This is a genomic window from Brevibacterium album DSM 18261 (assembly GCF_000426445.1).
In the GTDB taxonomy this organism is placed as follows: domain Bacteria; phylum Actinomycetota; class Actinomycetes; order Actinomycetales; family Brevibacteriaceae; genus Brevibacterium; species Brevibacterium album.
In genome coordinates, this window is record NZ_AUFJ01000012.1 from 1 (window position 1) to 25,518 (window position 25,518).

At 68.3% G+C, this 25,518-nt stretch carries 21 protein-coding genes and 3 pseudogenes; 11 read left to right on the forward strand and 13 right to left on the reverse strand.

Going from position 1 to position 25,518, the window contains the following annotated elements; translation table 11 throughout:
• Positions 1-290, reverse strand: a pseudogene (locus K318_RS24655) (IS3 family transposase); the annotation flags it as partial.
• Positions 291-398: 108 nt separating this feature from the next.
• Complete coding sequence (locus tag K318_RS24660) at positions 399-587, reverse strand: hypothetical protein (RefSeq protein WP_156913841.1); 189 nt, start codon at positions 585-587, stop codon at positions 399-401.
• A gap of 114 nt (positions 588-701) precedes the next feature.
• On the opposite strand from K318_RS24660, the pseudogene K318_RS20560 reads away from it, so the two are divergent.
• From K318_RS20560 to dnaB, 3 genes and pseudogenes are all read left to right on the forward strand, one after another.
• A pseudogene (locus tag K318_RS20560) lies at positions 702-1,970 on the forward strand (IS1634 family transposase); the annotation flags it as partial.
• A 110-nt stretch (positions 1,971-2,080) separates the two neighbouring features.
• Entirely contained in the window at positions 2,081-4,018 is a 1,938-nt protein-coding gene (locus K318_RS24665) for a restriction endonuclease (RefSeq protein WP_156913876.1), read from the forward strand.
• A gap of 722 nt (positions 4,019-4,740) precedes the next feature.
• Complete coding sequence (gene dnaB / locus K318_RS0109070) at positions 4,741-6,090, forward strand: replicative DNA helicase (RefSeq protein ID WP_029089266.1); 1,350 nt, start codon at positions 4,741-4,743, stop codon at positions 6,088-6,090.
• A 197-nt stretch (positions 6,091-6,287) separates the two neighbouring features.
• Here dnaB and K318_RS0109075 read toward each other — a convergent pair whose 3' ends face one another.
• The 8 genes from K318_RS0109075 to K318_RS20585 form a co-directional block, all read right to left on the reverse strand.
• Positions 6,288-6,740: a DUF4870 domain-containing protein gene (locus K318_RS0109075; protein WP_156913878.1), complete on the reverse strand. Its 453-nt coding sequence runs from the start codon at positions 6,738-6,740 to the stop codon at positions 6,288-6,290.
• Positions 6,741-6,913: 173 nt separating this feature from the next.
• A complete protein-coding gene (locus tag K318_RS0109080) occupies positions 6,914-7,909 on the reverse strand; it encodes a carbohydrate ABC transporter permease (RefSeq protein ID WP_029089268.1) in 996 nt (331 codons plus the stop codon).
• A 93-nt stretch (positions 7,910-8,002) separates the two neighbouring features.
• Entirely contained in the window at positions 8,003-9,034 is a 1,032-nt protein-coding gene (locus K318_RS0109085; RefSeq protein ID WP_084499914.1) for a carbohydrate ABC transporter permease, read from the reverse strand.
• Complete coding sequence (locus K318_RS20565; protein ID WP_051297763.1) at positions 9,034-9,975, reverse strand: phosphodiesterase; 942 nt, start codon at positions 9,973-9,975, stop codon at positions 9,034-9,036. The genes K318_RS0109085 and K318_RS20565 overlap by 1 nt, the downstream gene beginning before the upstream one ends.
• Complete coding sequence (locus tag K318_RS23660; RefSeq protein WP_051297764.1) at positions 9,878-10,786, reverse strand: tyrosine-protein phosphatase; 909 nt, start codon at positions 10,784-10,786, stop codon at positions 9,878-9,880. The genes K318_RS20565 and K318_RS23660 overlap by 98 nt, the downstream gene beginning before the upstream one ends.
• Positions 10,787-10,794: 8 nt before the next feature.
• On the reverse strand, positions 10,795-12,201 hold the full coding sequence (locus K318_RS20575; protein WP_084499916.1) for an extracellular solute-binding protein: 1,407 nt from the start codon (positions 12,199-12,201) through the stop codon (positions 10,795-10,797).
• A 55-nt stretch (positions 12,202-12,256) separates the two neighbouring features.
• Entirely contained in the window at positions 12,257-13,474 is a 1,218-nt protein-coding gene (locus tag K318_RS20580) for an ABC transporter ATP-binding protein (protein ID WP_084499918.1), read from the reverse strand.
• 121 nt (positions 13,475-13,595) lie between these two features.
• Complete coding sequence (locus K318_RS20585; RefSeq protein WP_051297765.1) at positions 13,596-14,489, reverse strand: MurR/RpiR family transcriptional regulator; 894 nt, start codon at positions 14,487-14,489, stop codon at positions 13,596-13,598.
• Between the two features lie 194 nt (positions 14,490-14,683).
• On the opposite strand from K318_RS20585, the gene K318_RS0109115 reads away from it, so the two are divergent.
• From K318_RS0109115 to K318_RS20590, 3 genes are all read left to right on the forward strand, one after another.
• Positions 14,684-14,971, forward strand: coding sequence for an FmdB family zinc ribbon protein (locus K318_RS0109115; RefSeq protein WP_029089270.1), 288 nt, complete (start codon positions 14,684-14,686; stop codon positions 14,969-14,971).
• 55 nt (positions 14,972-15,026) lie between these two features.
• Positions 15,027-16,283, forward strand: coding sequence for a formamidase (gene fmdA / locus K318_RS0109120; RefSeq protein WP_029089271.1), 1,257 nt, complete (start codon positions 15,027-15,029; stop codon positions 16,281-16,283).
• A 280-nt stretch (positions 16,284-16,563) separates the two neighbouring features.
• Positions 16,564-18,117, forward strand: coding sequence for an AMP-binding protein (locus K318_RS20590; RefSeq protein ID WP_156913880.1), 1,554 nt, complete (start codon positions 16,564-16,566; stop codon positions 18,115-18,117).
• 43 nt (positions 18,118-18,160) lie between these two features.
• Here K318_RS20590 and K318_RS0109130 read toward each other — a convergent pair whose 3' ends face one another.
• The 3 genes from K318_RS0109130 to K318_RS20595 form a co-directional block, all read right to left on the reverse strand.
• A complete protein-coding gene (locus K318_RS0109130; RefSeq protein ID WP_029089272.1) occupies positions 18,161-19,798 on the reverse strand; it encodes a DEAD/DEAH box helicase in 1,638 nt (545 codons plus the stop codon).
• Positions 19,799-20,026: 228 nt separating this feature from the next.
• Positions 20,027-20,536, reverse strand: coding sequence for a GNAT family N-acetyltransferase (locus K318_RS0109135; protein WP_029089273.1), 510 nt, complete (start codon positions 20,534-20,536; stop codon positions 20,027-20,029).
• Positions 20,533-21,192: a MarR family transcriptional regulator gene (locus tag K318_RS20595; RefSeq protein ID WP_084499920.1), complete on the reverse strand. Its 660-nt coding sequence runs from the start codon at positions 21,190-21,192 to the stop codon at positions 20,533-20,535. The genes K318_RS0109135 and K318_RS20595 overlap by 4 nt, the downstream gene beginning before the upstream one ends.
• Positions 21,193-21,270: 78 nt before the next feature.
• Here K318_RS20595 and K318_RS25825 point away from each other — a divergent pair.
• The 5 genes and pseudogenes from K318_RS25825 to K318_RS0109160 all read left to right on the forward strand — a co-directional run.
• Positions 21,271-21,534, forward strand: a pseudogene (locus K318_RS25825) (EamA family transporter); the annotation flags it as partial.
• Between the two features lie 76 nt (positions 21,535-21,610).
• A complete protein-coding gene (locus K318_RS25565) occupies positions 21,611-22,147 on the forward strand; it encodes a DMT family transporter (RefSeq protein ID WP_051297766.1) in 537 nt (178 codons plus the stop codon).
• Between the two features lie 394 nt (positions 22,148-22,541).
• Positions 22,542-23,630, forward strand: a complete 1,089-nt coding sequence (locus K318_RS0109150) for an efflux RND transporter periplasmic adaptor subunit (protein ID WP_156913882.1) — start codon at positions 22,542-22,544, stop codon at positions 23,628-23,630.
• The gene (locus K318_RS0109155) at positions 23,627-24,307 is read left to right on the forward strand and encodes an ABC transporter ATP-binding protein (protein ID WP_342664205.1); all 681 of its coding nucleotides are present in this window, start codon (positions 23,627-23,629) and stop codon (positions 24,305-24,307) included. Before K318_RS0109150 ends, K318_RS0109155 begins: the two co-directional genes overlap by 4 nt.
• Positions 24,304-25,503, forward strand: coding sequence for an ABC transporter permease (locus K318_RS0109160; RefSeq protein WP_029089276.1), 1,200 nt, complete (start codon positions 24,304-24,306; stop codon positions 25,501-25,503). Before K318_RS0109155 ends, K318_RS0109160 begins: the two co-directional genes overlap by 4 nt.
• Positions 25,504-25,518: the final 15 nt, after the last annotated feature.

Consider the following 25,518-nt stretch of genomic DNA (forward strand, 5'->3'; position numbering starts at 1 on the left):
CTGATCGAGGAACCCACACCCTGGGCCTGGCACAACCGCCACGCCGTTCTGACAGCCATCGGGAAGCCCGCCTCAGCGGCCTCATCGGCCAGATAGCGGTACCCGAATTCCGGATCCTCGGCATGCGCGTCGATAAGCGCGTTGATCCGATACGCCTCTTGCACCTCGGAATCAGTGATGGGGTGGGCCAGCCACCTGTAGTAGGGCTGGCGAGCGATCTTGAGAACCCTGCACGTCACCGTCACGGGGATACCCGCGGCGGCGAGATCGGCCACGAGCGGGTACGTCATTTTGACTGGATCTGAGCCTGTCCGAAGTAGGCAGCGGCCCGGCGCATCACTTCCAGTTCCTGTTCCAGGACGCGGTTGCGGCGGCGGAGTTCACGCAGCTCGGTCTTCTCATCCGTGCTCGGTCCCGGGGTCCGGTCGGTGGGATTGCCGGCATCGAGATCGGCTTGGCGCAGCCATTTGCGGATGGTCGTGCAGGCCGAAGTCCTTCGCGACCTGGGCCAGTGTGGTGTGGGAGTCCCGGTTGCGAGCGACGTTGATCACGTCATCGCGGAACTCTTTGGGGTAGGGCTTGGGCATGTGACTATCCTTCCAGGCCCGCCACTGGCGAGCCAGATCAGTTGTCACCCCCTATTGCATCAGCCCCCTGGTCCGGGACGGCCAGAACACGGAACGGTCGTCGAGTCGACGTAATCGCTCGTGCTGTGGCAAGCCTTCGAACGCGTCTACACGTACCTGGGGTTCGACGCTGTTGGTGATGAGCACTTTAAGAACCTCGTCCTTGCCCGGATCGTCGAACCGACATCGAAGACGGAAGCGATCCGCGTGATGGAAGACCTTGGTATCACTGCGCCGAGTCTGCGCACGATCACCCGTACCCTTCAACGCATCGAGGCCAACGGCGTCCGTGACCTGGTGTCCCAGGCCTGTTTCGACTACGCAGCAGCCACCGGCGGACTCGCGCTCGTGCTCTACGACGTGACGACCTTGTACTTCGAAGCAGATGACGAGGACGGGCTGCGGAAAGCCGGGATGAGCAAGGAACGGAAAGTCGACCCCCAGGTCACCATGGGCCTGCTGGTCGACCGGTCGGGGTCCCCGCTGGAAATCCAGTGCTTCGAGGGCAACAAAGCTGAAACGAAGACTCTGGTCCCAGTGGTGACCGCGTTCATGGAGCGACACAGCATTGATGACCTCGTCATCGTCGCTGATGTCGGGATGCTCTCAGCTGCGAATCTGCTGGCGTTGGAAGACGCAGGGCAGAGGTTCATCGTCGGGTCCCGCATCACGAAAGCGCCGTATGACCTAGCGGACCGGTTCGAGAAGAAGGGCACCTACTTCGAAGACGGCGAGATCGCTGAGTCGACCCGTGTGATGGGCACCGGCGCGCAAGCCCGGTCCCGCAGGATCGTGTATCAGTACTCGTTCACGCGGGCGAAGCGGGATGACCGGAACATCAACAAGATGATCGAGAAGGCCGAGAAAACCGCCTCGGGGCAGCGGCCGATGAAGAAGGACCGGTTCGTGTCGCTGAAAGGCAAGCAGCCCTCGGTGGACTGGGCGCTGGTCGAGCGAGCCCGGCAGTTGACGGGGATCAAGGGCTACGTCACGAACATTCCGCTGTCGCTGATGAGTGGTCACGCGGTCGTGGCGGCTTATCACGATCTGTGGACGGTAGAGCAGTCATTTCTAATATCGAAGTTAGATCTGAAAGCGCGTCCGATCTTTCACCGCACGCGGGACTCGATCGAGGCGCACCTGGCGATCGTGTTCGCTGCCCTGGCGGTATCCCGCGTGGTTCAGGCGCGGACGGGAGTGAGCATCAAGAAGTTCCGGACGAGGCTGGCGCCTCTGCGATCGGTGGTGTTGCGTACCGGCGAGCAGCGGCACACGATCCATCCAGTCATTCCCGACGAAGCCACCGAGATGCTACAGAACCTCCCTGGGGAGGGTGTGCACTAAAGTGGCGCAACTCAGGTCCGCGAACCTATCGACAACCTCACGTCCTCATGCAGCTAGATCGAACGCTGGGTGCGGGACCTGTCTGGACCCTCATCCAGTAACATACAGACATGCCGTTCAGTAATCGCGCCCGCGTCTGGAGCACCCTCGCAACGTCAATTCCGGCCCTCCCAGGTGGATCTCAAGCGCAGTTTCCAACTTTACTTAATCTACTCACTCAAGTGCGTGATGGTACGGACGTTGACCTGATCCAGAATCCTGGAGACGCGGATAAATTACAGAAGCAAATCGGGACACTGAAATTCACTAAACGCGAGGGTGAACGTCTTGTGCTCACCGAAAGTGGGAGTTCGTGGCTTCGCGATGCATCTAGAGAGAAACTCGCGAATGTTTTTCACGAGAAGTATACATTCTTCGGGGAAGTGGTTGATTTTCTTGCAAGGGGAGCTGCTGGAGCGGAGGCGCTTCGCGCGTACGCTGCTGACGAATTCTATGCTGGGTGGACGTCACTCGATCAAGTCCGCCGTCGACTTGCTTGGCTGAGGTCATTTGCTCTGGTCGAGGAGGGTGCGCATCGCACGTATTTCGCTACGAAGTTGGGCGTCGCCTGGTTGAAGGAAATTGAGGTGCTTTCCCATGCCCCGAATATGGTGAGCGATGTCGAATTTATTGAAGCCCCACCCCTTCTTTCTGCGGCCATGATGAGCCTATCCCATGAGCGCAGAGTGTTGTCATGGGATTATCTTCCGAAAAGCCCGGTCGAAGCCGTATCTACCTTACTTGTCGTGATCGATAAACCTCGGAATAAGAATGATGTCATCGCTACTGTCGCTAGGGAACTCGAGATTTCAGACAGTTCCGCAAAGATGTTTATTGACGGTGTGGGCCGCTTGGGCTTGTTTGAGTATGTTAGCAAGCTTGAAATCCGTGTGACGCCGCTAGGAACTGAATGGTTGGCTTCTGGGTCCCCACTCAATCTCGTTCGGCTTCTGCACTGTCGTTTCTTGGGGCTTGGTGAATCGCTATCCGTAATCGACGACGAACCGCGTACGGTCGGCGAGATACATCGCGACCTCTATCAAGGGGTCGAGAACTCGCCGAATCAGAGCCGCACCACTTCGATTTTCAGGCTGTTTAACGAAGCAGGAGCTGTCGCGCGCGTTGGGCCAACCCGCTATGTGCGCACCGACCTCGGGCGTGCTCTCGCCGACGAGTTGCCTATGTCCATGTTTGGTGGTTCGGCGTCCAGCGGGGCCAATCATGCTTCGACGGAAAAACAACAGACAGGTTCCGTTGATGCTGTAGTCCAAGAGCTAGTCGCTGCCTCTCGCGACGCCTCGAACCCGGCGCGTTTCGAGGCGGCGTGCGCCAGTGCATTCGAATTGCTCGACGTGTCAGCAGAACATCTCGGCGGGCGGGGGCGAACGGATGTTCTGGTGACAATCTGGTCGAACCTTCAGCTCGTAGGGCGAGCGATCGTGGATGCGAAGGCAGCTTCAGGGCAGCTGAATGAGCGATCTGTAAATTTCGAGGCACTCAAGGAGCACGCCCACAAGGCAAAAGCAGACCTAATAGCGGTGGTGGCGCCGACATATGACGGCACTGGCCGTATTCGTGAGTGGGCGGCCTCAAATGGAGTTGTATTACTTACTGCTGACGAGCTGGGTAGACTTATTCAAAGTCATCAGACTTATCCGTTCTCGGCCATTGACATCCGTGATTTACTTACTGTGGACGGTCACGCCGACGCGGTTGCTCGTCAAGAGTCGAATATGGCGTATCTCGAGCTCATTGCCAGCGTCGTGGGTGAGCTCGTGCAGGAAGAAGATGAACCTGTCTCCGCGCGTGACATCGCACGCCTCCTCCGGCGTGGAGGACAGAGTGTGACTGATGGCGACGTGTCGGTGATCCTCGAGTTTCTCGCTCTGCCGCAGGTCTCTGCTGTCGAAGGCGGGCGGCAGAAGGGTTACACTCTGCCCTCGTCACTTGGTGTGGCTGCGAAGAAACTTCGTGCGGTAGCGAACGTACTCGACGAGGCTTCGCAGTGACACGCCAGACGGTGGATATGTAGGTCATCAGCGGAACCGCTTCATGGGCACCGCGGAGCGCGAAGTTCTACGGAATGCTGACTTCACGGCTTGGCAAGTTGTCAATATCTGGGTTGCTGGAGCTCCTTCGTTTGTGGTCCCGGCCGTGGTGCAGCGACTGCTCGTATTGAGGCACATGCAGGTGAGATGAACGCACTCGTGCTCAGCTAATGCAGTAAGGGAAGTAGGGATTTGGCCTCGCCTTACAGGCTCATTAGAGACCCACATAGGTTACTCACCAAGATCCGCCGTCAGCCCCTACTCTCGTACCAAATGAACCGCCCGGTTCCCTGTAAACACAAGGGAATCCGCGAGTTCCCGAGACGATCGACGGAGACCGGCAATCGGCCGGATCCTCCAAGGGGTCGTAGGTTCAGATCCTGTGAGCCTGACCGATGTGGTGTAGCGCGACATGGTTCCGGCTGTGTCGTGCGGCGGGTTCCCACCGTCATCCTCAGACAGCAAGCATGAATCTCATCTGCGGTAACGAGAACTGGTTGACGCATCCTGATGTCACACACACCACTCGTGCTCTCCCCCCACCCCTCTCGCCAGTGCCTCTCACGTCCGCCCCACGCGATACCCTGAGAGCCGCGTCGAGAGCGAGTGGGTGAGTCCGGACAGACCTCACGAGAGACCTCTCGACAGGACGACACCTGCGTGCACAAGGGAGGGACCACCGGTTGAGCGAGTCAGGTCAGTGGCAGAAGTCCGATGCGGGTCTGCGGACGCCGCCGCAGGACGTTGAGGCCGAGCAGAGCGTGCTGGGCGGGATGCTGCTGTCCAAGGACGCCATCGCGGACGTCGTGGAGACCCTCAAGCCCGAGGACTTCTACAAGCCCGCCCATGAGACCATCTACTCCGCCATCCTCGACCTCTACTCCAAGGGCGAGCCCGCGGATGCGGTGACGGCCTCGGCGGCGCTGCAGAAGTCCGGTGACCTGGCCCGGGTGGGCGGTGCGCCCTATCTCCACACCCTCATCGCCTCCGTGCCCACTGCCGCCAACGCCGGCTTCTACGCCCGCATCGTCGCGGAGACCGCCCTCCTGCGGAAGCTCGTCGAGGCCGGCACCCGCATCGTGCAGATGGGCTTCGACGCGGAGGGCGATGCTGAGGAGATCGTCAACACCGCCCAGGCCGAGATCTTCCAGGTCACCGAGCGCCGCACCACCGAGGACTACGAGCAGCTCTCCGTCGTCGTCGACCGCGTGGTGGACAATATCGAGAAGCTCAGCGATCAGGCCGACGGCCCCGCCGGCATCCCCACCGGCTTCGCCGAGTTCGACTACCTCACCAACGGCCTTCACCCCGGCCAGATGATCGTCATCGCTGCCCGCCCCGGCATGGGCAAGTCCACGCTCGCGCTCGACTTCGTCCGCTCCGCCGCCATCCAGAGCAACCGCGCCACCGTCTTCTTCTCCCTCGAGATGAGCGCGGACGAACTCGCCATGCGCCTGCTCAGCGCCGAGACCGGCATCCCCCTCCAGAGCCTCCGCCGAGGCGAGCTCTCCTCCCCGGACTGGACCACCGTGGCCTCCACGATGGGCCGCATCCACGAGGCCCCGCTGTTCCTCGACGACTCGCCCAACATGGCGCTCACCGAGATCCGCGCGAAGTGCCGCCGCCTCAAGCAGCAGCACAACCTGCAGATGGTGGTCGTCGACTACCTCCAGCTCATGTCCTCGGGCAAGCGCGTCGAGTCCCGCCAGCAGGAGGTCTCCGAGTTCTCGCGCTCCCTCAAGCTCCTGGCCAAGGAGCTCGAGGTGCCCGTCATCGCCCTCTCGCAGCTCAACCGCTCCTCCGAGCAGCGCACGGACAAGCGCCCCATGATCTCCGACCTCCGCGAGTCCGGCTCCATCGAGCAGGACGCGGACATGGTCCTCCTCATCCACCGCGAGGACATGTACGACAAGGAGCATCCGCGCGCCGGCGAGGCCGACATCATCGTCGCCAAGCACCGCGCCGGCCCCACCGGCGACATCCCCGTCGCCTTCCAGGGCGCCAAGTCCCGCTTCGTCGACATGCCGAGGTGAGCGCGCTCAGCCCTCGCGGCTGAGGCGCCGCCACATCGTCCCGGCCTCCACCACAGCGCTCGCAGCGTGGCCGGAATGCGCTGCGCCAGAGCATCAGCGCATACGGCGGGGCGGTCCTCTCACCAAGGAAGTGCCTGAGCCCCGGTGTTCCTGCGTGTGTCGCTCCTGCGACAGCGCGCTTACCTCGGCCGGCGCGCTCAGAGGAACGGGATCGCGATGCGCGGGTGGAAGACGCGTCCGCTCGCAGCCCTCACTGCCCCGAGGATCATGAAGACCAGCGTGGTGATCCCTCCCCCGATCACGCCCACACCGAGCAGAATCCCCGAGGTGATGGGCACCCAGACCAGCGGATCCTCCGCACGGATGACGCCGCCGTCCCCGGTCAGCGCGAACAGAAGCCCGAAATGCAGCGCGATGGTGACCACACAGATGAGCCCCCACGTCAGCAGCCAGTTGAGCGCATGCCTGCTGTTGGCCTCGGCGGGGCCGCCGATACGTCTGGCCGAGCCGCGGAGCGAGAACTCGACGATGACGACGGCCGCCCAGCTGAGCACGGGAACGGGCACGCACAGGATGAGGTACATGAGCCAGTACTTCGCCCCCGTGTCCGGTCTGGGGAAGGGCGCTCCGTGGCCGGGTCGTGGCGGCATTTGCGGATGAGGCGCAGGCCCCCTCCGATGCGGAGGCGGCACAGGACCGGAACCGGACGCATTGCTCACACCGCACACCCTAACGCCCGCCTCTCACACCCGCCCCGCCCGCAGGCGAGCCCCGCCCCCACACCCGCCGCGTCCTCACGCGAGCCCCACACCGCCCCCGGCCCTCATTTCATCCCCGACCGCACGAACGCCGCCACCACGTGCTTCTGCAGGAAGATGTACAGCAGGAACACCGGCAGACACGCCATACCGGCGGCCGCCATCACCGCGCCCCAGTTGTTCCCCTCGGCCGTGAGGAACGATCGGATGCCCACCTGGATGAGCGCATCCGACTGCCTGAGGATCAGCGACGGCCACAGGTAGTCGTTCCACGCTGAGATGAACAGCATGATCGACAGCGCCGAGAGCGCCGGCTTCATGTTCGGGACCACCACGCTCCACAGCGCCTGCCAGGAGTTCCGGCCGTCGATCTGCGCCGCGTCCAGCAGCTCGGACGGGAACGCCCGCATGTGCTGCAGCAGGAGCAACACCCCGAACGCGGACACGAGATTGGGCACCACCACTCCCGCCACCGTGTTGAGCAGACCCAGCTGCGAGACCATGAGGTAGTTGGGGATCATCGTGATCTGGAACGGCACCAGCCACGAGCCCACGAACAGGAACGACGCCACTGACTTCCCGGGGAAGTCGAACCGCGCGAACGCATAGCTCGCGACGATCGACGTCAGCAGCTGGAACACCGTGAGCAGGAACGCCATCACCAGGGTGTTCCACATCATCGCGAGGATCGGGATCTGCTCCGTCACGTCGATGAAGTTCTGCACGCTCAGCGGCCACGGGAAGGGACTCTGCGACAGCTGGTCCTCCGGCCGGCGGAACGCCGTGGCGAACAGCCAGTAGACCGGGAAGACCGAGCACACCGCCGCGACCGTGAGCACCACATGGCCTAGCGCGATCCCACCGGAGCGCCGCGCCCCCACCGGCAGATCCGAGTCGGCCCGTCTGCGGCGGGGTGTGCCTCCTCCCGATCCGGCAGAGCCCGCGCCCGAGGCCTCGGCCGGGTCCTCGGAGGAGCACGGACCCAGCACGGACGGCCGCGAATGGGTGCGCGCGGTGGCCCGGGAATCGGACGGGACGGAGGCATCGATGACGAACGCCATGGCTGTTCCTTTCGTGGCGGCCCGGAGCGCAGCGCGCTGCGCTCCGGGCTCGTGTGCGGCGGGAATTCTCGTGGACGTAGCCGTCCTGGAACCTCAGTCGTCGTAGAAGCTGAAGCGCTCGGTCAGACGCAGATAGAGCACGGCGATCGCACCGAACGCGAGGAAGAACAGCACCCCCGCCGCCGAGGACAGCCCGGCATCGAAGTTCTGGAAGCCGAACTGATAGAGCAGGTAGTAGATGTTCGTCGTGCTGTTCGACGGCCCGCCCTGCGTGAGGACGTCGATGAGGGGATACGTCCACTGCGCGGCCAGCAGCACCGTCATCAGGCCCAGGAACACGAGAGTGGGCGAGAGCAGCGGCAACGTGATCCGCCGGACCACCGTCAGCGCGCCGGCGCCGTCTAGCCCTGCCGCCTGTCCGTACTCCGGGCTGATCCCTGCGATCCCCGCGGACACCACGAGCACCCCGAAGCCGAGCATCTGCCAGCCCACCATCGCGATGATCGCCCAGATCGCGAGGTCCGGGTCGCGGAAGACGTTGCCCAGCTCGATCCCGGCCAGGCTCGCGACCTCCGGGACGGCCCCTCCGGTGGGTGCGAACAGCCAGCGCCACACCGCCGCCGTCGCAACGGGGGTGAAGAGGAACGGCACGAAGATCAGCGCCTGGTAGAAGGTCTTCCATCGTCCCCGCACCTGCTGCGACAGCAGCGCGATCAGCACCGGCAGCACGAGCGAGAACACCGCGAACGCCGCCGTGTACACCACCGTGTTCCACACCGCCCGCTGCATCTCCGGCAGCGTGACGACGTCCCTGAAGTTGTCCAGGCCCACGAACTCCCGCGGCGAGGTGGGCAGCATGTTCCAGTCGTACACGGAGAGCTCGAAGGTCTGCGCCAGCGGCCAGTACGTCCACATCACCAGCATCGAGAGGGCGGGGAGGAGATACAGATAGGGCGCCGACCGCTGCAGCGGAGACCTCCGCGAGCGGTGGGCGAGTCCGGCCTCGGTCCTGCGCGTGAGCCGCGAGCGCGTCTTCCCCGCACCTTTCGCCGCCGAGGCGCCCGCCGGCGTGGCGGCGGGCGCCTCGGCGGCGGAGCGCACGGGCCCCGCCACGGTCACGAACATCAGCGTCCGGCCCCTGCGAGAGCCTCGGCGTCCTCAGTGCGGTTGGCGGTCTCGACCATCGCAGCCTGCTCCGCCGCTGACTTCTCCATGAACGACTGCAGGATCTCCGGAGTCATCTCGTACACCGTCGGATAGGCACCGATCGGGACGACGGTGTGGAGCACGCGGTCGGGGTAGACGCTCACGAGGTTGTAGCCCTGCGCCCCGTCCATTCCGCGGGCGGCCGGGTGCCTCACCTGGATGTCCTGGGTGTAGCAGGTCGCCGAGGCGACGGAGACCGGGATGCCGCCGGCGAAGGTCGAGGTCGTGCTGTAGTGGAGATGGCCGCCCAGGACGCCCCGGACGTCGGTGCCCTCGATCACCTCCGCCAGGCGGTGCTGCTCCTTGAGCTCGACGAGGGGGAGCAGGCCCAGCATGCTGGGCACCGGCGGGTGGTGCAGACCGATGAGGGTGCCGTGCTCCGCGGGGGAGGCGAGCTCCTCGGCCAGCCACTCGAGCTGCGCGTCGGTGAGCTCCCCGTGGTGGCGACCAGGCACCGTCGAGTCCAGCGCGATGACGCGCAGACCGGCCACGTCGAAGACCCGGTCCACCGGTTCCTGCGTGGGATCGAGGTCGAGGAGGCCCGAGCGGAACTCCGGACGCGCGTCGTGGTTGCCCATGATCCAGATGAGCTCCGCTCCGTAGTCGGCGCACACCGGCTCCACGAGTGCGCGCAGGCGGCGGTAGGCATCGGGCTGACCCGCGTCCGCGAGATCGCCGGTGAAGACGAGAGCGTCCGGTGCGATGGAGGACTTCCTCAGCCCGTCGAACAGCCGCGCCAGATTGGCATCCGAATCGACCTTGTCATGGAGGAGCGCATCGTCCTCGACGAAGTGCGTGTCGGAGATGTGCAGGATCGTGTGGCTGGGCTCGGGGTGCTGCGGGGTGTGCTGGTCGAACATGGCGGTGACTCCCGTTCTGCTGTGGTGAAGGATGGTGACAGTGGGCGCGATCAGTGCACGAGCGCGCCGCGCGCGGCGTCGAGGGCCTCCGGGCCGAACCCGTGCGTCTCCAGATAACCGGCCGCACCGCCGAACTCCTCGTCGATGCGGTCGAGCAGCGAGGCGATGAGGGCGCCGGGCTCTGCGTCGCGATCCCCACGATGTCCACGCCCGCGGCCTCGGCCGCTGCGATGTCCCGGCCCGCGAGCGCCTGCTGCGCCCACGCGCCGGCGAGATTGGCCGCAGTGGCCGCGTAGTCGGCGACCACGGCCTCCCTCCGCACTCCGACCGCGTCGAGGAGGAGGGCGGCGAGGACGCCGGTGCGATCCTTGCCCGCGGTGCAGTGGAAGACCACGGGACCGGGGGAGAGGACCACGTGGCCGGCGGCGAGGGCGAGCTGGGTGCCGCGGGTCTCGATCATCATCCGGTAGATTTCCGCGAGATCGAGCGTCGCGTCGGGCGCCAGCTGGGCCTCGACCGCAGCGGCGGCGAACACGGGCGCGTGGACGACCTCGACCTCGGCGCGGTCGAGGGCGCTGGGCATCTGCGCGAGCTCCCCGTCGTGGCGGAGATCGACGATCCGCCGGACCCCGAGGGCGCGCAGATGCGCCCGCCCCGCATCGTCGAGCAGGTGAAGGGCATCGGAGCGGAACACGCGGCCGGTGCGCACGGTGCCTCCGCCGGTGAGCGGCAGTCCGCCCAGATCGCGGAAGTTGTGCGTGCCCACGACAGGCAGCGGCGGACGGGTGCCGAGAGCGGTGTCTGCAGTCATGTCCGATCTCATTCCTCGATGAGCGCCTGGGAGCGCTCGGCGGCCTCGGGCAGCGTGGTCCCGGCGTCCTCGCCCTGGAAGACGGCGTCCTGGATCGCGGTGTCCAGCAGCCGGTCGACCTCCTGGAACTGCTCTCCCGGATACGCCTTCGCGGGAACGAGCCTGTCCAGCTGCTCGAGGTTGGGGGTGACGAGCGGGTTCTCCTCGACCCACGAGTGGAGGGGGCCGCCGGCCTCGGTCATGGTGGACCTCAGCGGGAGGTAGCCGATCTCGGTGGTGATCACCTCGTAGGCGCGCGGTGAGGTCATGAACTGCATGAACTCCCAGGCGGCCGCCTGCTTCTCGGGCTCCTGGGCGAGGATGACGAGCGCCGAGCCGGAATTGGTGGGTGCGGTCTCCTGCTCCCCGAACTGCGGCATGTGATCCGTGCCCAGCGTCCAGCCGCCCGCCTCGGCGCCCTGCATGAACGTGGACTGGAGCGCCGAGGTCGTCAGCTGGAATGCCGCGGTCCCTCCGCGGCCGAAGGTGTCGTACTGGCTCATCTCGTCCTCATTGCTGAGGACGCCCGCCTTGTACATGTCCTGGAAGACCTCGACGGTCTCCACGGCCTCGGGCGAGCCGAACTCGATCTCCGAGCGGTCCTCGGAGATGACGTCCGCGCCGTTGGAGAAGAACAGCCCCTGCATGCACCAGCTGCCGCCTGTGACGACGCAGGGGACGTTGAGCGCGGGCTCGCCGGTCTCCTCGGAGACCTGCTCCGCGAGCGCTGCGACGGAGTCCCAGGTGGAGTAGTCGGCCGCGGCCGGATCGATGCCGGCCTCCTCCAACACGGTCTCGTTGATCCACAGCACGGGCGTCGAGAAGACATAGGGCATACCGGTCGTCCGCCCGTCGATGTCCGCGAGGACGCGAGCGCGTTCGTGGAAGGGGTATTCGCCGCCGAAGTGCTCTGCGAGCGCCTCCTCGCCCACGAGCTCGGTGAGATTCGCCGCCTGGAGGCCGGACTGGGCGAAGTCCAGCTGCCCGAAGCCGAACTGGCCCACATCGGGCGGTGAGCCGGCGAGCAGTTGCTGCTGGGCGGACGACACGATGTTCGCGACCTCGACGCCCTGGCCGGTGACGCTGATGTGAGGGTGTTCGGCCTCGAACTCCTCGATGAGGCCGGTGATGGCGTCGTCCCACATGCCGCCGCCGTTGAGGTTGTACGACTCGAAGACGATCTCGATCTGCTCGTCCCCGGAGAGCTCGGGGAGCGTGCCGCTCGCCGAGGTCTCGCCCCCGGTGTCCGCGGCGCCGGCGGTGACGCAGGCGGAGAGCAGGAGCGCCGAGGCGGCGGCGAGGGAGGCTGCGGGGGCGAGACGGCCGGGGCCGGGAAGGCGGCGGGGACTGCAGCGGCGGATGAGGGGGATGTGCATGCGCGGTTCCTCTGGGTGACGTGACGAAGGAGAGGGAGGGGATGAGGGGGTGCGATCAGGCGACGGGCGCCTCGGCCCCGGCGCGGGCCGGCAGCGCGGCGCCCTCGCCCCGAGCCGGCAGCGCGGCCGATGGGGCGGGGTCTGCGACGGTCTCCGGGTCCGGGGAGTCGGGGATCCACTCCATGCGGCGGCCGGTCTCGCGGTCGAAGACGTGCAGATGACGGAGGTCGAGCCCCAGCTGCACCGTGTCGCCGGGTTCGACGCCTGCACACCTGCTGCGGCGGACGCAGACCTCTGCGCCGGGGGTGTGGCCGTAGACGATGGTCTCGTGGCCCAGCTGCTCCGCATTGGACACCTGGAGCGGGAACGACACGGCGGGTGCCGCCTCTCCCGGCTCGAGGATGCGCAGGTGCTCGGGACGGGCGCCCAGGAGCACATCCGCGTCCGGCGTGGATCCGGGCCAGAGGTCCGCGGAGAAGCTGCCGCCGTGGGCGCGGACCGCACCGTCCGCCGTCGTGATCTGGGCGGGCAGGAGGTTCATGGCTGGCGAGCCGATGAACGTGGCCACGAACGTGGACGCGGGCGTGTCGTAGACCTCGAGCGGCGTTCCCGCCTGCTCTATCGCGCCGTTGTTGAGGACGACGATCCTGGTCGCCATCGTCATCGCCTCGACCTGGTCGTGCGTGACGTAGACGAAGGTGGAGCCGAGCCGCCGGTGGAGCCCGGTGAGCTCCTGCCGGGTCTGCGTCCGCAGGGCGGCATCGAGGTTGGACAGCGGCTCGTCCATGAGGAAGGCCTTGGGCTCGCGCACCAGTGCCCGGCCCACGGCCACGCGCTGGCGCTGACCGCCGGAGAGCTCCTTGGGCCTGCGTTCGAGCAGATGGTCGATCTCGAGTGAGGCCGCGACCTCGCGGATGCGGGCTCGCGACTCCTCCCTGCTCGGTCGGCTGCCGTCGGCCCTGCGCGCCTGGCTCAGCGGGAACTCGAGGTTCCGGTGCACGGTGAGGTGCGGGTACAGGGCGTAGCTCTGGAACACCATCGCGATGTCGCGCTTCTTGGACGCGAGGTCGGTGATGTCCTTCCCGTCGAGCTCGATCGTGCCGGAGGTCGGCTCCAGGAGACCCGCGATCATCCGCAGGAGAGTCGTCTTGCCGCAGCCCGAAGGCCCCAGCAGGACGCAGAAGTCGCCGTCGGCGATCTCGAGGTCGATGCCCCTCACCGCCAGCGAGCCCTTGAAGGCCCTGGTCAGATTCGTGATGGAGATGGCTGCCACGATTCACCTCAGTCCGCGGAATGGCATTACACGGAAGATTGTGAAGGTGAAACGTTAATCCACAGCGACGGCGGGGCGAACAGGACGATGGGCCGAGGCGAACCCGAGGGGAGCTCGGCCCTCAGCCGCCGGTGAGCCCGCCTGCGTCGCCGAACTGCTCATCCGTCATGGCCGCGACCGTCTCGATCATGCGATCGGAGACGGCGGTGTTGCCCTGGACCCGCTCCATGACTGCGGTGTGCAGCGCTCCCAGGAGGACGATCTGGACGATGTTGCTGCCCACGCGGTCCTCCTTCCACTGTCCGTAGGTGGCGCCGGTCACGAGGGCGATGTCCGCGACCTCGGCGAGCGGGGTCCGGGCGTACGCGGTCAGGCCCACCACGGCGGCGCCGGCGTCCCTGGCGCCGCGCGCGATCGTCAGTGTGAGGGCGTTCGACCCGCTCTCGCTGATGACGAGGCACGCATCGCCGGGGCGCAGGCCGTTGGCGGCGAGCAGCTGGAGCATGGCGTCCGCGGGAGCCTCGCAGACCCGCTCCGAGGCGAGGAACCGCACCGCGAGTCCCTGGGCGACGGGGCCGGAGCCGCCGGTGCCGGCGATGAGCAGGCGCCGCGCGCCCGACAGCGCCGTGACGGCCTGGTCGAAGGCGTCGAAGTCGACGGTGCCGTAGGCCTCCGCGAGCGCCTGGGCGGCATTGTCGAACGCGGACCGGACAGTCCCGCGGTCGCCCGCCTCCGTCTGGGAGCGCTGGTCGGACGAGCGGGATCCCATCTCGCGCGCCAGGAGGAGCCGGAGGTGCTGATAGCCCCGGAACCCCAGGTTCTGACACGTGCGGCTCACTGTCGCCGCAGAGGTGCCGGCACGTGCCGCCATCGCCGCCGTCGAGGCGTCGAGCACGGATTCCGGGCTGTTCACGAACTCTGCGGCGACCCGCTGTTCGCTGGGGATGAGCGAGGGGAGGATGGATCTGATGTGGCCGAGCGTGCCGCCGCTCGCCTGCCCGTGCGGAATCGTCATGCGGCGGTTCTACCATGCCCAGGTTGCGTGCAGTGGCTTCGCGCACCTCTCGTCCCTCCGGGTTCCCCTCGCAATCCCCGCGCCTCCCGCCCCTACCGAACCTACAGGGTCGCAATATATGCGCTGACGCTTATCCTGGGAGGACAGGTGGGTGTGCCGCAGAGCACAGCCGTGTGTGAGAACGGAAGGACCGCATGCCGATCTACGAGTTCCGCTGCGAGAACGCGCATCGCCACGACCACACCCTTCCCATGAGCCGCTCGGACAGCACCCTCGCGTGCCCGGAGTGCGGGGCGGAGTCCCGCCGCCTCATGAGCGCGCCCCGCTTGGGCAGGCTCGGCTCCGCCGAGGCGAAGCTCATCGCCCGCACGGAGTCCACGGCCCAGACTCCCGGCGTCGTCAGCAGCGTCCCCGGCGCGGGGAGCCGCAGGCCCACCACGACCACCCGCGATCCGCGCCACGCGAAGCTTCCGCGTCCCTGACGCGGAACCCCGGCGGTCCCGCGCAGAGGGGCCGCCTCTCATGTGAGGAGAGAAGATGCCCCAGAACGTATTTCCCCTCGATTCCTCCGCCCCCTTCACCGAGCAGCAGATCCTCGGCCACAACCGCTGGCACCCGGACATCCCGCCGGCGGTCACCGTGAAGCCCGGCGACACCTTCCGCGTGGACTGCCGCGAATGGTTCGACGGCTACATCAGGAACGACGATTCGGCCGAGGACATCGCCACGGCACCCCTGCACACCGTCCACACCCTCTCCGGTCCGTTCCGCATCGAGGGTGCGCAGCCCGGGGACCTCCTCGTCGTGGACATCCTCGACGTCGGCCCCATCCCGCAGGAAGACTCGGGCCCGCTGGCCGGCCAGGGCTGGGGCTACACCGGCATCTTCGCCAAGCGCAACGGCGGCAGCTTCCTCACCGATCAGTTCCCGGACGCCTACAAGGCCGTGTGGGACTTCAGCGGGGACAGGGCCACCTCCCGCCACGTGCCCGGCGTCGAATTCACCGGCATGATCCACCCCGGCCTCATGGGCACCGCCCCTTCGCCGGAGCTGCTGAAGAAGTGGAACGCGCGCGAGGCCGCTCTCATCGCGACGGACCCGCACCGCGTGCCCGCGCTCGCCCTGCCGCCGGAGCCCGAGGGCGCCATTCTCGGAGGCGTGCCCGAGGCCGAGGCCGCCCGCGTGGCAGGAGAGGCCGCCCGCACCGCGCCTCCGCGGGAGAACGGCGGCAATCAGGACATCAAGAACCTCACGAAGGGCACCCGCGTCTTCTACCCCGTGTTCGTGGAAGGGGCGAACTTCTCCGTGGGCGACCTCCACTTCTCCCAGGGCGACGGCGAGATCACCTTCTGCGGCGGCATCGAGATGGGCGGCTTCATCGACTTCCACGTGGACGTCATCAAGGGCGGCATGGAGAAGTACAACGTCACGGAGAACGCGATCTTCATGCCGGGCAACACCGCGCCCCAGCACAGCCAGTGGCTCTCGTTCTCCGGCACCTCGGTCACCCTCGACGGCGAACAGCGCTATCTCGACTCGCACCTCGCCTACCAGCGCGCATGCCTCCACGCCATCGACTACCTCTCGACCTTCGGCTGGTCTAAGGAGCAGGCCTACCTGCTGCTGGGCGCGGCACCCGTCGAGGGCCGCTTCTCCGGCGTGGTGGACATCCCCAACGCCTGCGCGACCGTCTACCTCCCGCTCGACATCTTCGACATCGACATCCGGCCGGGCGCGGGCGAGGTGCCGCGCATCGACCCGGGCATCGGCGCGCCTCGGGCGAGTGTGAGCTGAGCGGCGCGGACGGAATTCGGCCTCGGCGCGAACCGGCTGGGTGCTGAACCCACGGGGAGCCCGAGGCCGGCGCGCGCGGCCTGAGCGGCGCGGGCCGCTGAGCGGCGGGACGCACCCGCCGCTCAGCCGCTCCCTGCCACCCTGTCGTCTCGTGCTGCTCCCCGCCCTTCCGCCGCACTCCTGTTAGTCTGCGACTGAGTGAACGATTGATAGGTGCCGGTGCCGCGAGCCCCTCCACCGCGCAGCGCCGGTCCTGCACGTATGCAACGAAGGAGTTGTCGTGGACCTCGAATTCCGCCTCGCCCGCACCCATCTGCCCATCGCGGGCCTCTTCCGCCATGCCCACGAGGTGCCCGACGCCCTGGCGCTCACGGACGATCGCCTCACCGCCGACGGCTCGCCGGCACCGGATGCGCAGCGCCTCACCTACGGCGAGCTCCTGGAGCGGGTGAAGGCGGCAGCAGGACGTTTGGCACAGGCCGGGGTGGAGCGCGGCGACCGCGTGGCTCTCGTGGCCGGCAACTGCGTCGAGTACCCGATCATCACGAACGCCGCCAACTACCTCGGCGCCATCATCGTGCCCGTGAACTTCCGGCTCGCGGCCGGGGAGATCGCCTACATCCTCGGCCACAGCGATCCGAAGGCCGTCGTGGTCGACGAGGAGCGCGAGGCGGTGACCCGCGAGTCGACGGAGTCCCTCGATGTCGCCGTCCTGGGGCTCGCGCAGACCGCGGCACCGGCGGAGGACGGTGCCGCCTTCCCCGATCCCGTCCTCTGCTCGCTCGAGGACGACCAGGCCATCATGTACACCTCGGGGACGACCGGCCGCCCCAAGGGCGCCGTCCTCACCTACTCGAACTTCCTCTCGACCACCATGCGCTCCTCGGCATCCTGGGCGTACCACCCCGAGCGCGACAGCGTGCTCGTGGCCTCGCCGATGTTCCACATCGCCGCATTCAACGTCATGACGACCACGCTCGCGAACGCCTGCACGTGCGTCATCGTGCCCTCGACGGGCTTCGACGCCGGCCACCTCCTCGACGTCATGGCCGCCCACGGCGTCTCGCGGACCTTCATGGTCCCCGCGCAGTGGCAGCTCATGGCCGATGAGCAGCGGAGGTCCCCGCGGGACGTCGACCTCCGGTTCTGGTCGTGGGGCGCGGCACCCGCCACCGAATCGCTGCTCACCCTGCTGCGCGAGACCTTCCCCGAGGCCGGCAGCCAGGCCGCCTTCGGCCAGACGGAGACGACCGCCTCCGGGGTCTCGCTGGGGCACGAGGACTCCCTGCGCAAGCTCGGCTCTGTGGGCCGGCCCGACCGCTCCTACTCCATCCGGGTGGTCGACGCGAAGATGAACGACGTGGCACCCGGCGAGGTCGGGGAGATCGTGTACCGCGGGCCGGGCGTCATGGACCGCTTCTGGAACGACGAGGCCGCCACGGAGGAGGCCTTCCGCGGCGGCTGGTTCCACTCCGGGGACCTGGTGCGCCGGGACGAGGAGGGCTTCATCTACGTGGTGGACCGGGTCAAGGACATGATCATCTCCGGCGGCGAGAACATCTACTGCGCCGAGGTGGAGAACGTCCTCGCCTGGCATCCGCAGGTCGCCGAGGTGGCGGTGGTCGGCCGCAAGGATCCCCAGTGGGGCGAGGTCCCCGTGGCGATCGTCGTGCCGGCGTCCGACGAGGAGCCGCCCACGCTCGAGGACCTGCGCGCGTTCGCCGACGGGAAGCTCGCCCGCTACAAGCTGCCCAAGGCGATCAGAGTCGTCGACGCCTTCCCGCGCTCCGGCACCGGCAAGGTGCAGAAGACGGTCCTGCGCGAGACCGTCTGAGCCGAGGGCCCTGAGCGGGGAGCCTCGCGGCTCCCCGCCGCCGTCAGCTGCTGGTCGAGTAGACGGTGCGCGAGCCGCTCACGGCGCGGTCGCTGCGGCGCCTGCGGGTCTCGGCGCTCGTGCCGCGCGCATCCGCGCGGCCGCGGCCGCCCTGAGAGCCGCGGCTGCTCTGGGAGCTCCGGCTGCCCTGACCTGCGCGGGTGCTCTGGTCCGTACGACCGCCCTCACCGCTGCGGCTGCTGCGGGCGGGCTGGGCGCCGCGTGCGCCTCGGCCGGAGTTCCCCTGACCGCCCTGAGCGCGTCCGCCCTGAGCCCGGTCACCCTGCACCTGACCGCCACGGCCTCCGCGGCCGCCTCGGCGCGAGCGGCTCCGGCCGGAGGACTGGCCGCCCTGGCCCCGGCTGCCTGCCTGACTGCGGCCCGCCTGGCCGCGGCCGGACTGCTGCTGCGGCTCCTCCTTGGGCGCCGGCTCCACGTACGGCGCGATATCGCCCACGAGGTCCACGACCGCCGCGGACTCGGCCGTCACCGTCACAGGTGAGGCCTTGATGGCGGCCTTCCGGAGCAGCACCTGCGTGTCCTTGCGCTGCTCGGGCAGCATGACGGTGACGACGTCGCCGGAGCTGCCGGCGCGGGCGGTGCGCCCGGAGCGGTGGAGGTAGGCCTTGTGCTCGGCGGGCGGGTCGACGTGGACCACCAGCTCGACGCCGTCCACGTGCACACCGCGCGCGGCGACGTCCGTCGCGACCAGCACGCGCACGTCGCCGCCGCTGAAGGCCGCGAGGTTGCGGTCGCGCTGTGCCTGCGAGAGGTTCCCCTGCAGGTCCACGGCCGGGACGCCCTGCGCCGTGAGCTGGCGCGCGAAGCGCTTGGCCTGGTGCTTGGTGCGCGTGAACAGGATGCGGCGCCCCGTGCCGGAGGCGAGCCGGTGCACGAGGTCCTTCTTGTCCTCGTCGCGCACCTCGAACACGTGGTGGGTCATCGCCGCGACATGGGACGTGGGATCGTCCACGGAGTGGAGCACCTCGTTGTGGAGGAAGCGGCGCACCAGCTTGTCCACGCCGTTGTCCAGCGTCGCGGAGAAGAACATGCGCTGGCCGCCGGCCGGGGTCTTCTGCAGGATGCGGGTGACGCCGGGCAGGAAGCCCAGATCGGCCATGTGATCAGCCTCGTCGAGCACCGTGACCTCGATGCCGTCGAGCGTGAGCAGGCCCTGCTGGAGCAGGTCCTCGAGCCGGCCGGGGCAGGCGACGACGATGTCGACGCCCGCGTTGAGCGCGTTCTCCTGGCGCTTCTGGTTCACGCCGCCGTAGATCGTCGTGGTGCGCATGCCGCAGGCCTCGGCCAGCGGGGTGACGACGTTCGCGATCTGGGTGGCGAGCTCGCGGGTGGGCGCGAGCACGAGGGCGCGGGGCCGCCTGGGCTGCCGCGCTCCGGACTCTGCGGATTCGTCCAGCCGCGCGACGAGGGGGATGGAGAAGGCCAGCGTCTTGCCCGAGCCGGTCTTCCCCCGGCCCAGCACATCGCGGCCGGAGAGGGTGTCGGGCAGGGTGTCCTGCTGGATGGGGAAGGCCTCGGTCTTGCCGTCGGCACGCAGGGTCTCTGCGAGGACGGCGGGGACGCCGAGGGCTGCGAACGTGGTCGGTGCAGTCTGTGAGGGTGCTATGGGAGAGCCTTTCAACGTGCCGGAGCACGGACTCGCACAGCGTTGCGCAATGAGCGCCGCGCGGCGGGAGAGCCGTTTCCCGGCAGGGGGCGGGGGCACCGGGCGGCGCCCTCGATCGCCGAGAGGAAATGGCTTCGGAAACATGAACCGGGAGTCGACACGGTTGCTGAGACGAGGCGTCCTGACGACGCAGGGAACCCGTCGCCGGGTTCGCAAGTGGGTCCAGTCTACAGGCTGTGCGGCTCAGACCCCGAACGCGGGCGGATAGGCGATCGCACCGCGGGGTGCGGGCCGGTCCGGGTGCAGGAGCAGGGCCATGAACGCCTCGTCCGGGACCTCGAACGGCGCCGTGACCCCCAGGCCCGAGGCGGGCCGGAACCCGAACCGCGGATAGTACTCCGCATGCCCCAGGACCACCACGAGGTTCTCGCCCTGCTCCGCCGCCGCGGCCAGTCCCGCGCGGATCGCAGCGCTGCCTGCCCCCGATCGCTGGCGCTCCGGCAGGACGGCGCAGGGCGCCAGGGCCAGCGCCGGCTCCCCGCCCACGGTGCAGCGGGTGAGGAGCGCGTGCCCCGCGACGGCCCCGGTCTTGTCCAGCGCGACGGTCGAGAGGCCCTCGATCCACGCCGAGGCGTCGGCCCGGAGCGCGTCCACGAGGTCCGCCTCCTCCGCGGAGGGGAAGGCGGCGAGGTTCACCGCGCGCACGGCGGCGATGTCGTCCGGCGTCTCGGTTCGGGTGGTCCAGGTGCTCATGCTGATGCGTCCTCTCCACGGGGCGGGTCGTCGGCGTCCCGTGCCTCGGCACGCACTGCTCCCAGCGCCTCGTGCTCTTTGCTCCGCGCCTCGGCGCGCACTGTGCTCAGCTCTCCGTCCAGTGCAGTCTGCCAGGCGCGCAGGATGCGCTCCATCTCCGCACGGTCCCCCGCGGAGAGCGCGCTGATGAGTTCCGCCTCGTTGTCCATGTGCGCCGTGAACGCCGCGTCGATGAGTTCACGGCCCGCGGGGGTGAGGCGGGCGATCTTCGCCCGCCCGTCCTCGGCGGAGACCTCCCGCACCACGAGCCCCCTGCGCTCGAGGGCATCGAGCCGCTTGGTCAGACCGCCGGTGGTGACGACGGTGGCGCGCGCAAGCTCTGCGGGCTGGCGCGCATAGGGCGTCCCGGCCCGCCGCAGCGCGCAGAGCACGTCGAACTCCCCCTCGCTCAGGCTGTGCCGCCGATAGACCTCGACCAGACGCGCCGTGAGCGTGTTCGCGACACGGTGCAGGCGGGCGATGGCGGCCTGGGGCGCGAGGTCCACATCCGGCCGCTCGCGGCGCCATTCCGCCTGGATCCGGTCGACATGGTCCTCGCCGGCAGGACCGCCGGCAGAAGGGCCGGAGCTGGTGTCGGAGCTGTGGGAGGAGGCCATGGTCACAGAATATTCGCTTTCCCGGAAGCGCAAAAAGCTTCCAGGGAAGCTAATATCGCTTCTATGGAAGCTAAATACATGAGGGACGTGCTCCTCACGTCCCTCGCCCCGGTGGCGTGGGGCTCCACCTACTTCGTCACCCGGCACTGGCTGCCGGCGGACATGCCGCTGACGGGATCCGCACTCCGGGCTCTGCCTGCCGGTCTCCTCCTCCTGCTGTGCGTGCGCCAGCTGCCTCGGGGGTCGTGGTGGTGGCGCACCGCGGTGATCTCGACGCTCTCGATCGGGGGCTTCTTCGTCCTGGTCTACGTCGCAGGCACCCGCCTGCCCTCCGGGGTCGCGGCGACCCTCATGGCCTGCTCCGCGCTCGCGACGACGGCACTGGCCCGTCTCCTGCTGGGGGGAGCGGACCTCGGCCATGCGCTGGGCGGGCGCGCTGCTGGGTCTGCTCGGCGTGGCGCTCCTGGTCAACGGTGCTGCGGGTGGTCTCGACACCGGGGGTGTGGTCGCGTCCCTCCTGGCGATGGCCTCGTCCTCGCTGGGGTTCGTCCTCACCAAGCGCTGGCGGCCGCCCGTCTCCCCCTTCGTCTTCACCTCCTGGCAGTTGAGCGCAGCCGGACTCCTCCTCGTGCCTGCAGCCCTCCTGGTGGAGGGCGTGCCGAGGCCACTCGCCGACACCGAGCTGGCCGCCTTCGCCTATGTGGGGCTCATCGCCACCGCGATGGCCTACATCGCCTGGTTCAGCGGGCTCGCACGCCTGCCGGCGGGCACCGTGGGCATCGTGGGGCTGCTCAACCCGCTCACCGGCGCGCTGCTCGGACTCGCGGCGGCGGGTGAGAGGCTGAGCGCACCGCAGTGGGCAGGAGCGCTGCTCATCGTCGGCGGAGTCGCGCTCGGGCTCGTGGTGCAACGGCCGTCCGCCGAGGGAGGCTCCGCGAGCCGGGCACGCGTGTGAGCCGCAAGGGCCCGCGAACTGCGTATTCTCGCACCGCCCTGCGCCCGTGTCGTCACCCGTACGGAGTATCTCCGAGCGGAACGACGACAGGGGCGCGAGCCTGTATAACGCTCTCATTGCTTTTCTGCCCGGAAATGCTGTGAACAGGGGAAATGCCGGAATCGGCGAGGAGCCCGGCCCTACTATGAGCTGAGCTCGGCCGCCGTCCGCTCCATGCGTCCGGCGGTCCTGTGAGCCCGAGGTGCGGTGACCTGCTCTCCTCACCCGGCTCCCGATGGCTCCGGCCGATTCCGGTTTCCGTCGGTTCTGGCAGTCCTTCAGCTCCACCCGACCGCCGGCTCTGCGTGACCGTGAGCCACTGATGACTCTCGCACCCGATGAAAGGGGCCCGCACGTGCAGACTTTCCGCCGGGTGATCCTGCCGATCGCCTACCTCCTCGTCCTCGTGGTCATCGCGGTGTCGCTCGCCTGGCTCGCATTCAGGCCGAGCGCCGATCCGAGCGCTTCCGAGGAGTTCCCCACCGGGGAGCTCCTGGGGACGGAGACGATGGTGGAGAGGGGCACCATCGAGTCCCGGCTCACGGCCTCCGGAACCATCGCCGTCGTCGACCCCGTGCCGGTGAAGGCCACCCACTCCGGGACCGTCAACCACATCTGGGCCACCCCGGGCCAGGAGGTCCTCCAGGGGGCCCAGCTGTTCCAGATCCGGGTGGAGGGCGAGGAGGCGGAGCCATCGGCCGAGGGTTCGGCAGGGGGAGGACCCGGCGCGGGCGGGGCCGAGGAGGGCGCGGAGGCAGCGGATGCGGCACCGGTGCCTCGGGCGCGGCCCAGCTACCACACGGTCGTGGCGCCGGCCGACGGCACCGTGGACTCCTTCTCCCTCGAGGTGGGCGACGAGGTCGCCAAGGGCGACGAGGCCCTCACCCTCTCCAAGCGCGACTACAGCGCGGTGGCGGACATCCCGCCGGTGGATCTCTACCGCCTGGAGACGATCCCGGAGGAGGCCGAGATCACCATCACCGGCGGTCCTGCGCCCTTCGACTGCACAGGCCTGCGCCTCGTGGAGGCCGGTGCCTCGCCCGCGGGCGGAGGCGGAGGCGGGAACCAGGGCGAGGTCGATCCCTTCACGGGAGAGGCGTCGGCACCCGAGTCCGCGGGCAGCACGCAGCTGCGGTGCGCCGTGCCGGAGAAGGTGAAGGTCTACAACGGCCTGGACATGACGCTGAGCGTGGATTCCGGCACCGTCGAGGACGTGCTGGTGGTGCCCGTGACCGCGGTCCGCGGTCTGGGCGAGGACGCCGTCGTCTGGACGCTCGACGAGAACGGGGAGCCGCAGGAGCGCGAGGTGACGATGGGCCTCAGTGACGGTGTGCAGGCCGAGGTGCGCGAGGGCCTGGAGGAAGGCGAGATGATCCTCGAGTACGTGCCGGGCACCGAGCCGGAGGAGGACATGGGCTTCGGGGAAGAGGAGATGATGTGGTGAGTGCTCCGCTCCTCCGCCTCGAGGGCGTGGCGCGCCATGTGACGCTGCCGGACGGTGGTGACCTGCAGATCCTCCGCAGCGTGGATCTCACGGTCGAGGAGGGCGACCACGTGGGGATCGTGGGCCGCTCCGGCACCGGCAAGTCCACCCTGCTGAACATCCTGGGGCTGCTCGACCGGCCCACCGCGGGCACCGTGGAGCTCGACGGGGTCTCGGCAGCCACGCTCTCCGCCCGCCGTGCCGCCCAGGTGCGGGGGAGGCAGATCGGGTTCGTGTTCCAGCAGTTCAACCTGCTGCCCGGGCGCACCGCCCTGGAGAACGTGGCCCATCCGCTGCTCTACGGCACGGCCGCCGAGGTCCGCACCCGCAAGCGCCGCGCGCTCGAGGTGCTCGAGCGCCTGGGGCTGGCCCACCGCGCGGCGCAGCTGCCGGGGCGGTTGTCCGGCGGTGAGCAGCAGCGCGTCGCGATCGCCCGTGCCCTGGTGCGCAGGCCGCGGCTGCTGCTGGCCGATGAGCCCACCGGTGCGCTCGATGTGGAGACCGGTGCCGTGGTCATGGACCTCCTCGCGGAGACCGCAGCGGAGTCCTCCGCCGCGCTCATCACCATCACCCACGATGCCGCCATCGCCTCCCGCGCGAACCGGCGCTTCACGCTGGAAGGCGGTGAGCTCCGATGACGGGTGCTCTCCTGGGGTCGCTCATCGAGGCGTGGCAGGAGCTGCGGATCCACAAGCTGCGCGTCCTGCTCTCGCTCGTGGGCGTGGCAGTGGCCGTCGCCTCGCTGACGATGGTGGTGGCCATGTCCACCCTGGTGCAGGACAACTTCCGGGTGAACTACGAGCAGATGGGCGGGCGCGACGCCACCCTGCAGCTCCAGCCCACGGGCGGCGACCTCGGCACGGACCCGCGGAAGCTGCGCGAGGCGGCGGATCCGGTGCTCGAGGAGTTCGGGATCGGTCACTCGTCCGTGCGCGGAATCCTCGATGCGACGATGGAATCGGAGACGGGCAGGCAGTACGTCAGCGGTTCGCTGGTCGAGCGGGACTGGCAGACCATCCACAGCGTGGGGCTGGTGGCCGGTCGCTGGTTCTCCCCCGGTGAGGAGCAGAACCTCGCCCCCTCCGCCGTCGTCAACGAGAACGTCCTCGAGTGGGCGGGGAGGACGCGAGCGGATCTGCCGTTCTCCCTGAGCCTCAGCCCTGACGGCGGAGACGACCCCGTGACGGTGACCGTGGTGGGCGTGACTCCCGGGAACGACTACGACAGCGGCGAGGCCTACATGCTGGCGGGCTCGCCGTCCCTGCTGCAGCTCTCGGATCCGGGGCTGGGACTCGTCATGGAGGCATGGGTGCCGTCCGAGATCTCCGAGGAGCTCAGCACTCAGCTCGGCAGTCGCCTGTCGACGGCGACGGGTGAGAGCTGGGACGTGTGGCGAGTGGACATGTTCCAGGAGGGCGGGGACCCGCTCGTGACTCTGCGCCTGGCACTGCTGGGCATCGCGGGGCTCATCCTCTTCCTGGGGGTGCTGGGGCTGGTGAACATCGCCCTCGTGACGGTGCAGCAGCGGGTGCGCGAGATCGGCATCCGCCGCAGCTTCGGCGCCACCGGTGCACGCGTGTTCTTCTCCGTGCTCATGGAGTCCGTGGTCGCCACCAGCATCGCCGGTGTCGTGGGCATCGCGGTGTCCGTGCTCGCCCTGCGCTCGCCCCAGGTCCTCTCCTTCGTCTCCGAGGGCATGAATGTGACGCCCAGCTTCCCGGTCTCCGCCGCCCTGGTGGGCTTCCTCGTGGCGGTGCTCTCCGGCGCCCTCGCGGGGTTCGTCCCGGCGCTCATCGCCACCCGCGCCCGGATCGTCGACGCGATCCGGACGTAGGGGCTGGCCCCCGGG

Excerpts from the sequence above, each read along its gene's own strand:
- K318_RS20575 (WP_084499916.1), bottom strand. The coding sequence starts at position 12,201 with ATGCACATCCCCCTCATCCGCCGCTGCAGTCCCCGCCGCCTTCCCGGC.
- K318_RS0109135 (WP_029089273.1), bottom strand. The coding sequence starts at position 20,536 with ATGAGCACCTGGACCACCCGAACCGAGACGCCGGACGACATCGCCGCC.
- K318_RS24660 (WP_156913841.1), bottom strand. The coding sequence starts at position 587 with ATGCCCAAGCCCTACCCCAAAGAGTTCCGCGATGACGTGATCAACGTC.
- K318_RS0109080 (WP_029089268.1), bottom strand. The coding sequence starts at position 7,909 with ATGGCGTTCGTCATCGATGCCTCCGTCCCGTCCGATTCCCGGGCCACC.
- K318_RS20585 (WP_051297765.1), bottom strand. The coding sequence starts at position 14,489 with ATGACGATTCCGCACGGGCAGGCGAGCGGCGGCACGCTCGGCCACATC.
- K318_RS0109075 (WP_156913878.1), bottom strand. The coding sequence starts at position 6,740 with ATGCCGCCACGACCCGGCCACGGAGCGCCCTTCCCCAGACCGGACACG.
- K318_RS23660 (WP_051297764.1), bottom strand. The coding sequence starts at position 10,786 with ATGACTGCAGACACCGCTCTCGGCACCCGTCCGCCGCTGCCTGTCGTG.
- K318_RS0109085 (WP_084499914.1), bottom strand. The coding sequence starts at position 9,034 with ATGTTCGTGACCGTGGCGGGGCCCGTGCGCTCCGCCGCCGAGGCGCCC.
- K318_RS20595 (WP_084499920.1), bottom strand. The coding sequence starts at position 21,192 with ATGGCCTCCTCCCACAGCTCCGACACCAGCTCCGGCCCTTCTGCCGGC.
- K318_RS0109160 (WP_029089276.1), top strand. The coding sequence starts at position 24,304 with ATGACGGGTGCTCTCCTGGGGTCGCTCATCGAGGCGTGGCAGGAGCTG.
- fmdA (WP_029089271.1), top strand. The coding sequence starts at position 15,027 with ATGCCCCAGAACGTATTTCCCCTCGATTCCTCCGCCCCCTTCACCGAG.
- K318_RS20565 (WP_051297763.1), bottom strand. The coding sequence starts at position 9,975 with ATGTTCGACCAGCACACCCCGCAGCACCCCGAGCCCAGCCACACGATC.
- K318_RS25565 (WP_051297766.1), top strand. The coding sequence starts at position 21,611 with ATGCGCTGGGCGGGCGCGCTGCTGGGTCTGCTCGGCGTGGCGCTCCTG.
- K318_RS24665 (WP_156913876.1), top strand. The coding sequence starts at position 2,081 with ATGCCGTTCAGTAATCGCGCCCGCGTCTGGAGCACCCTCGCAACGTCA.
- K318_RS0109115 (WP_029089270.1), top strand. The coding sequence starts at position 14,684 with ATGCCGATCTACGAGTTCCGCTGCGAGAACGCGCATCGCCACGACCAC.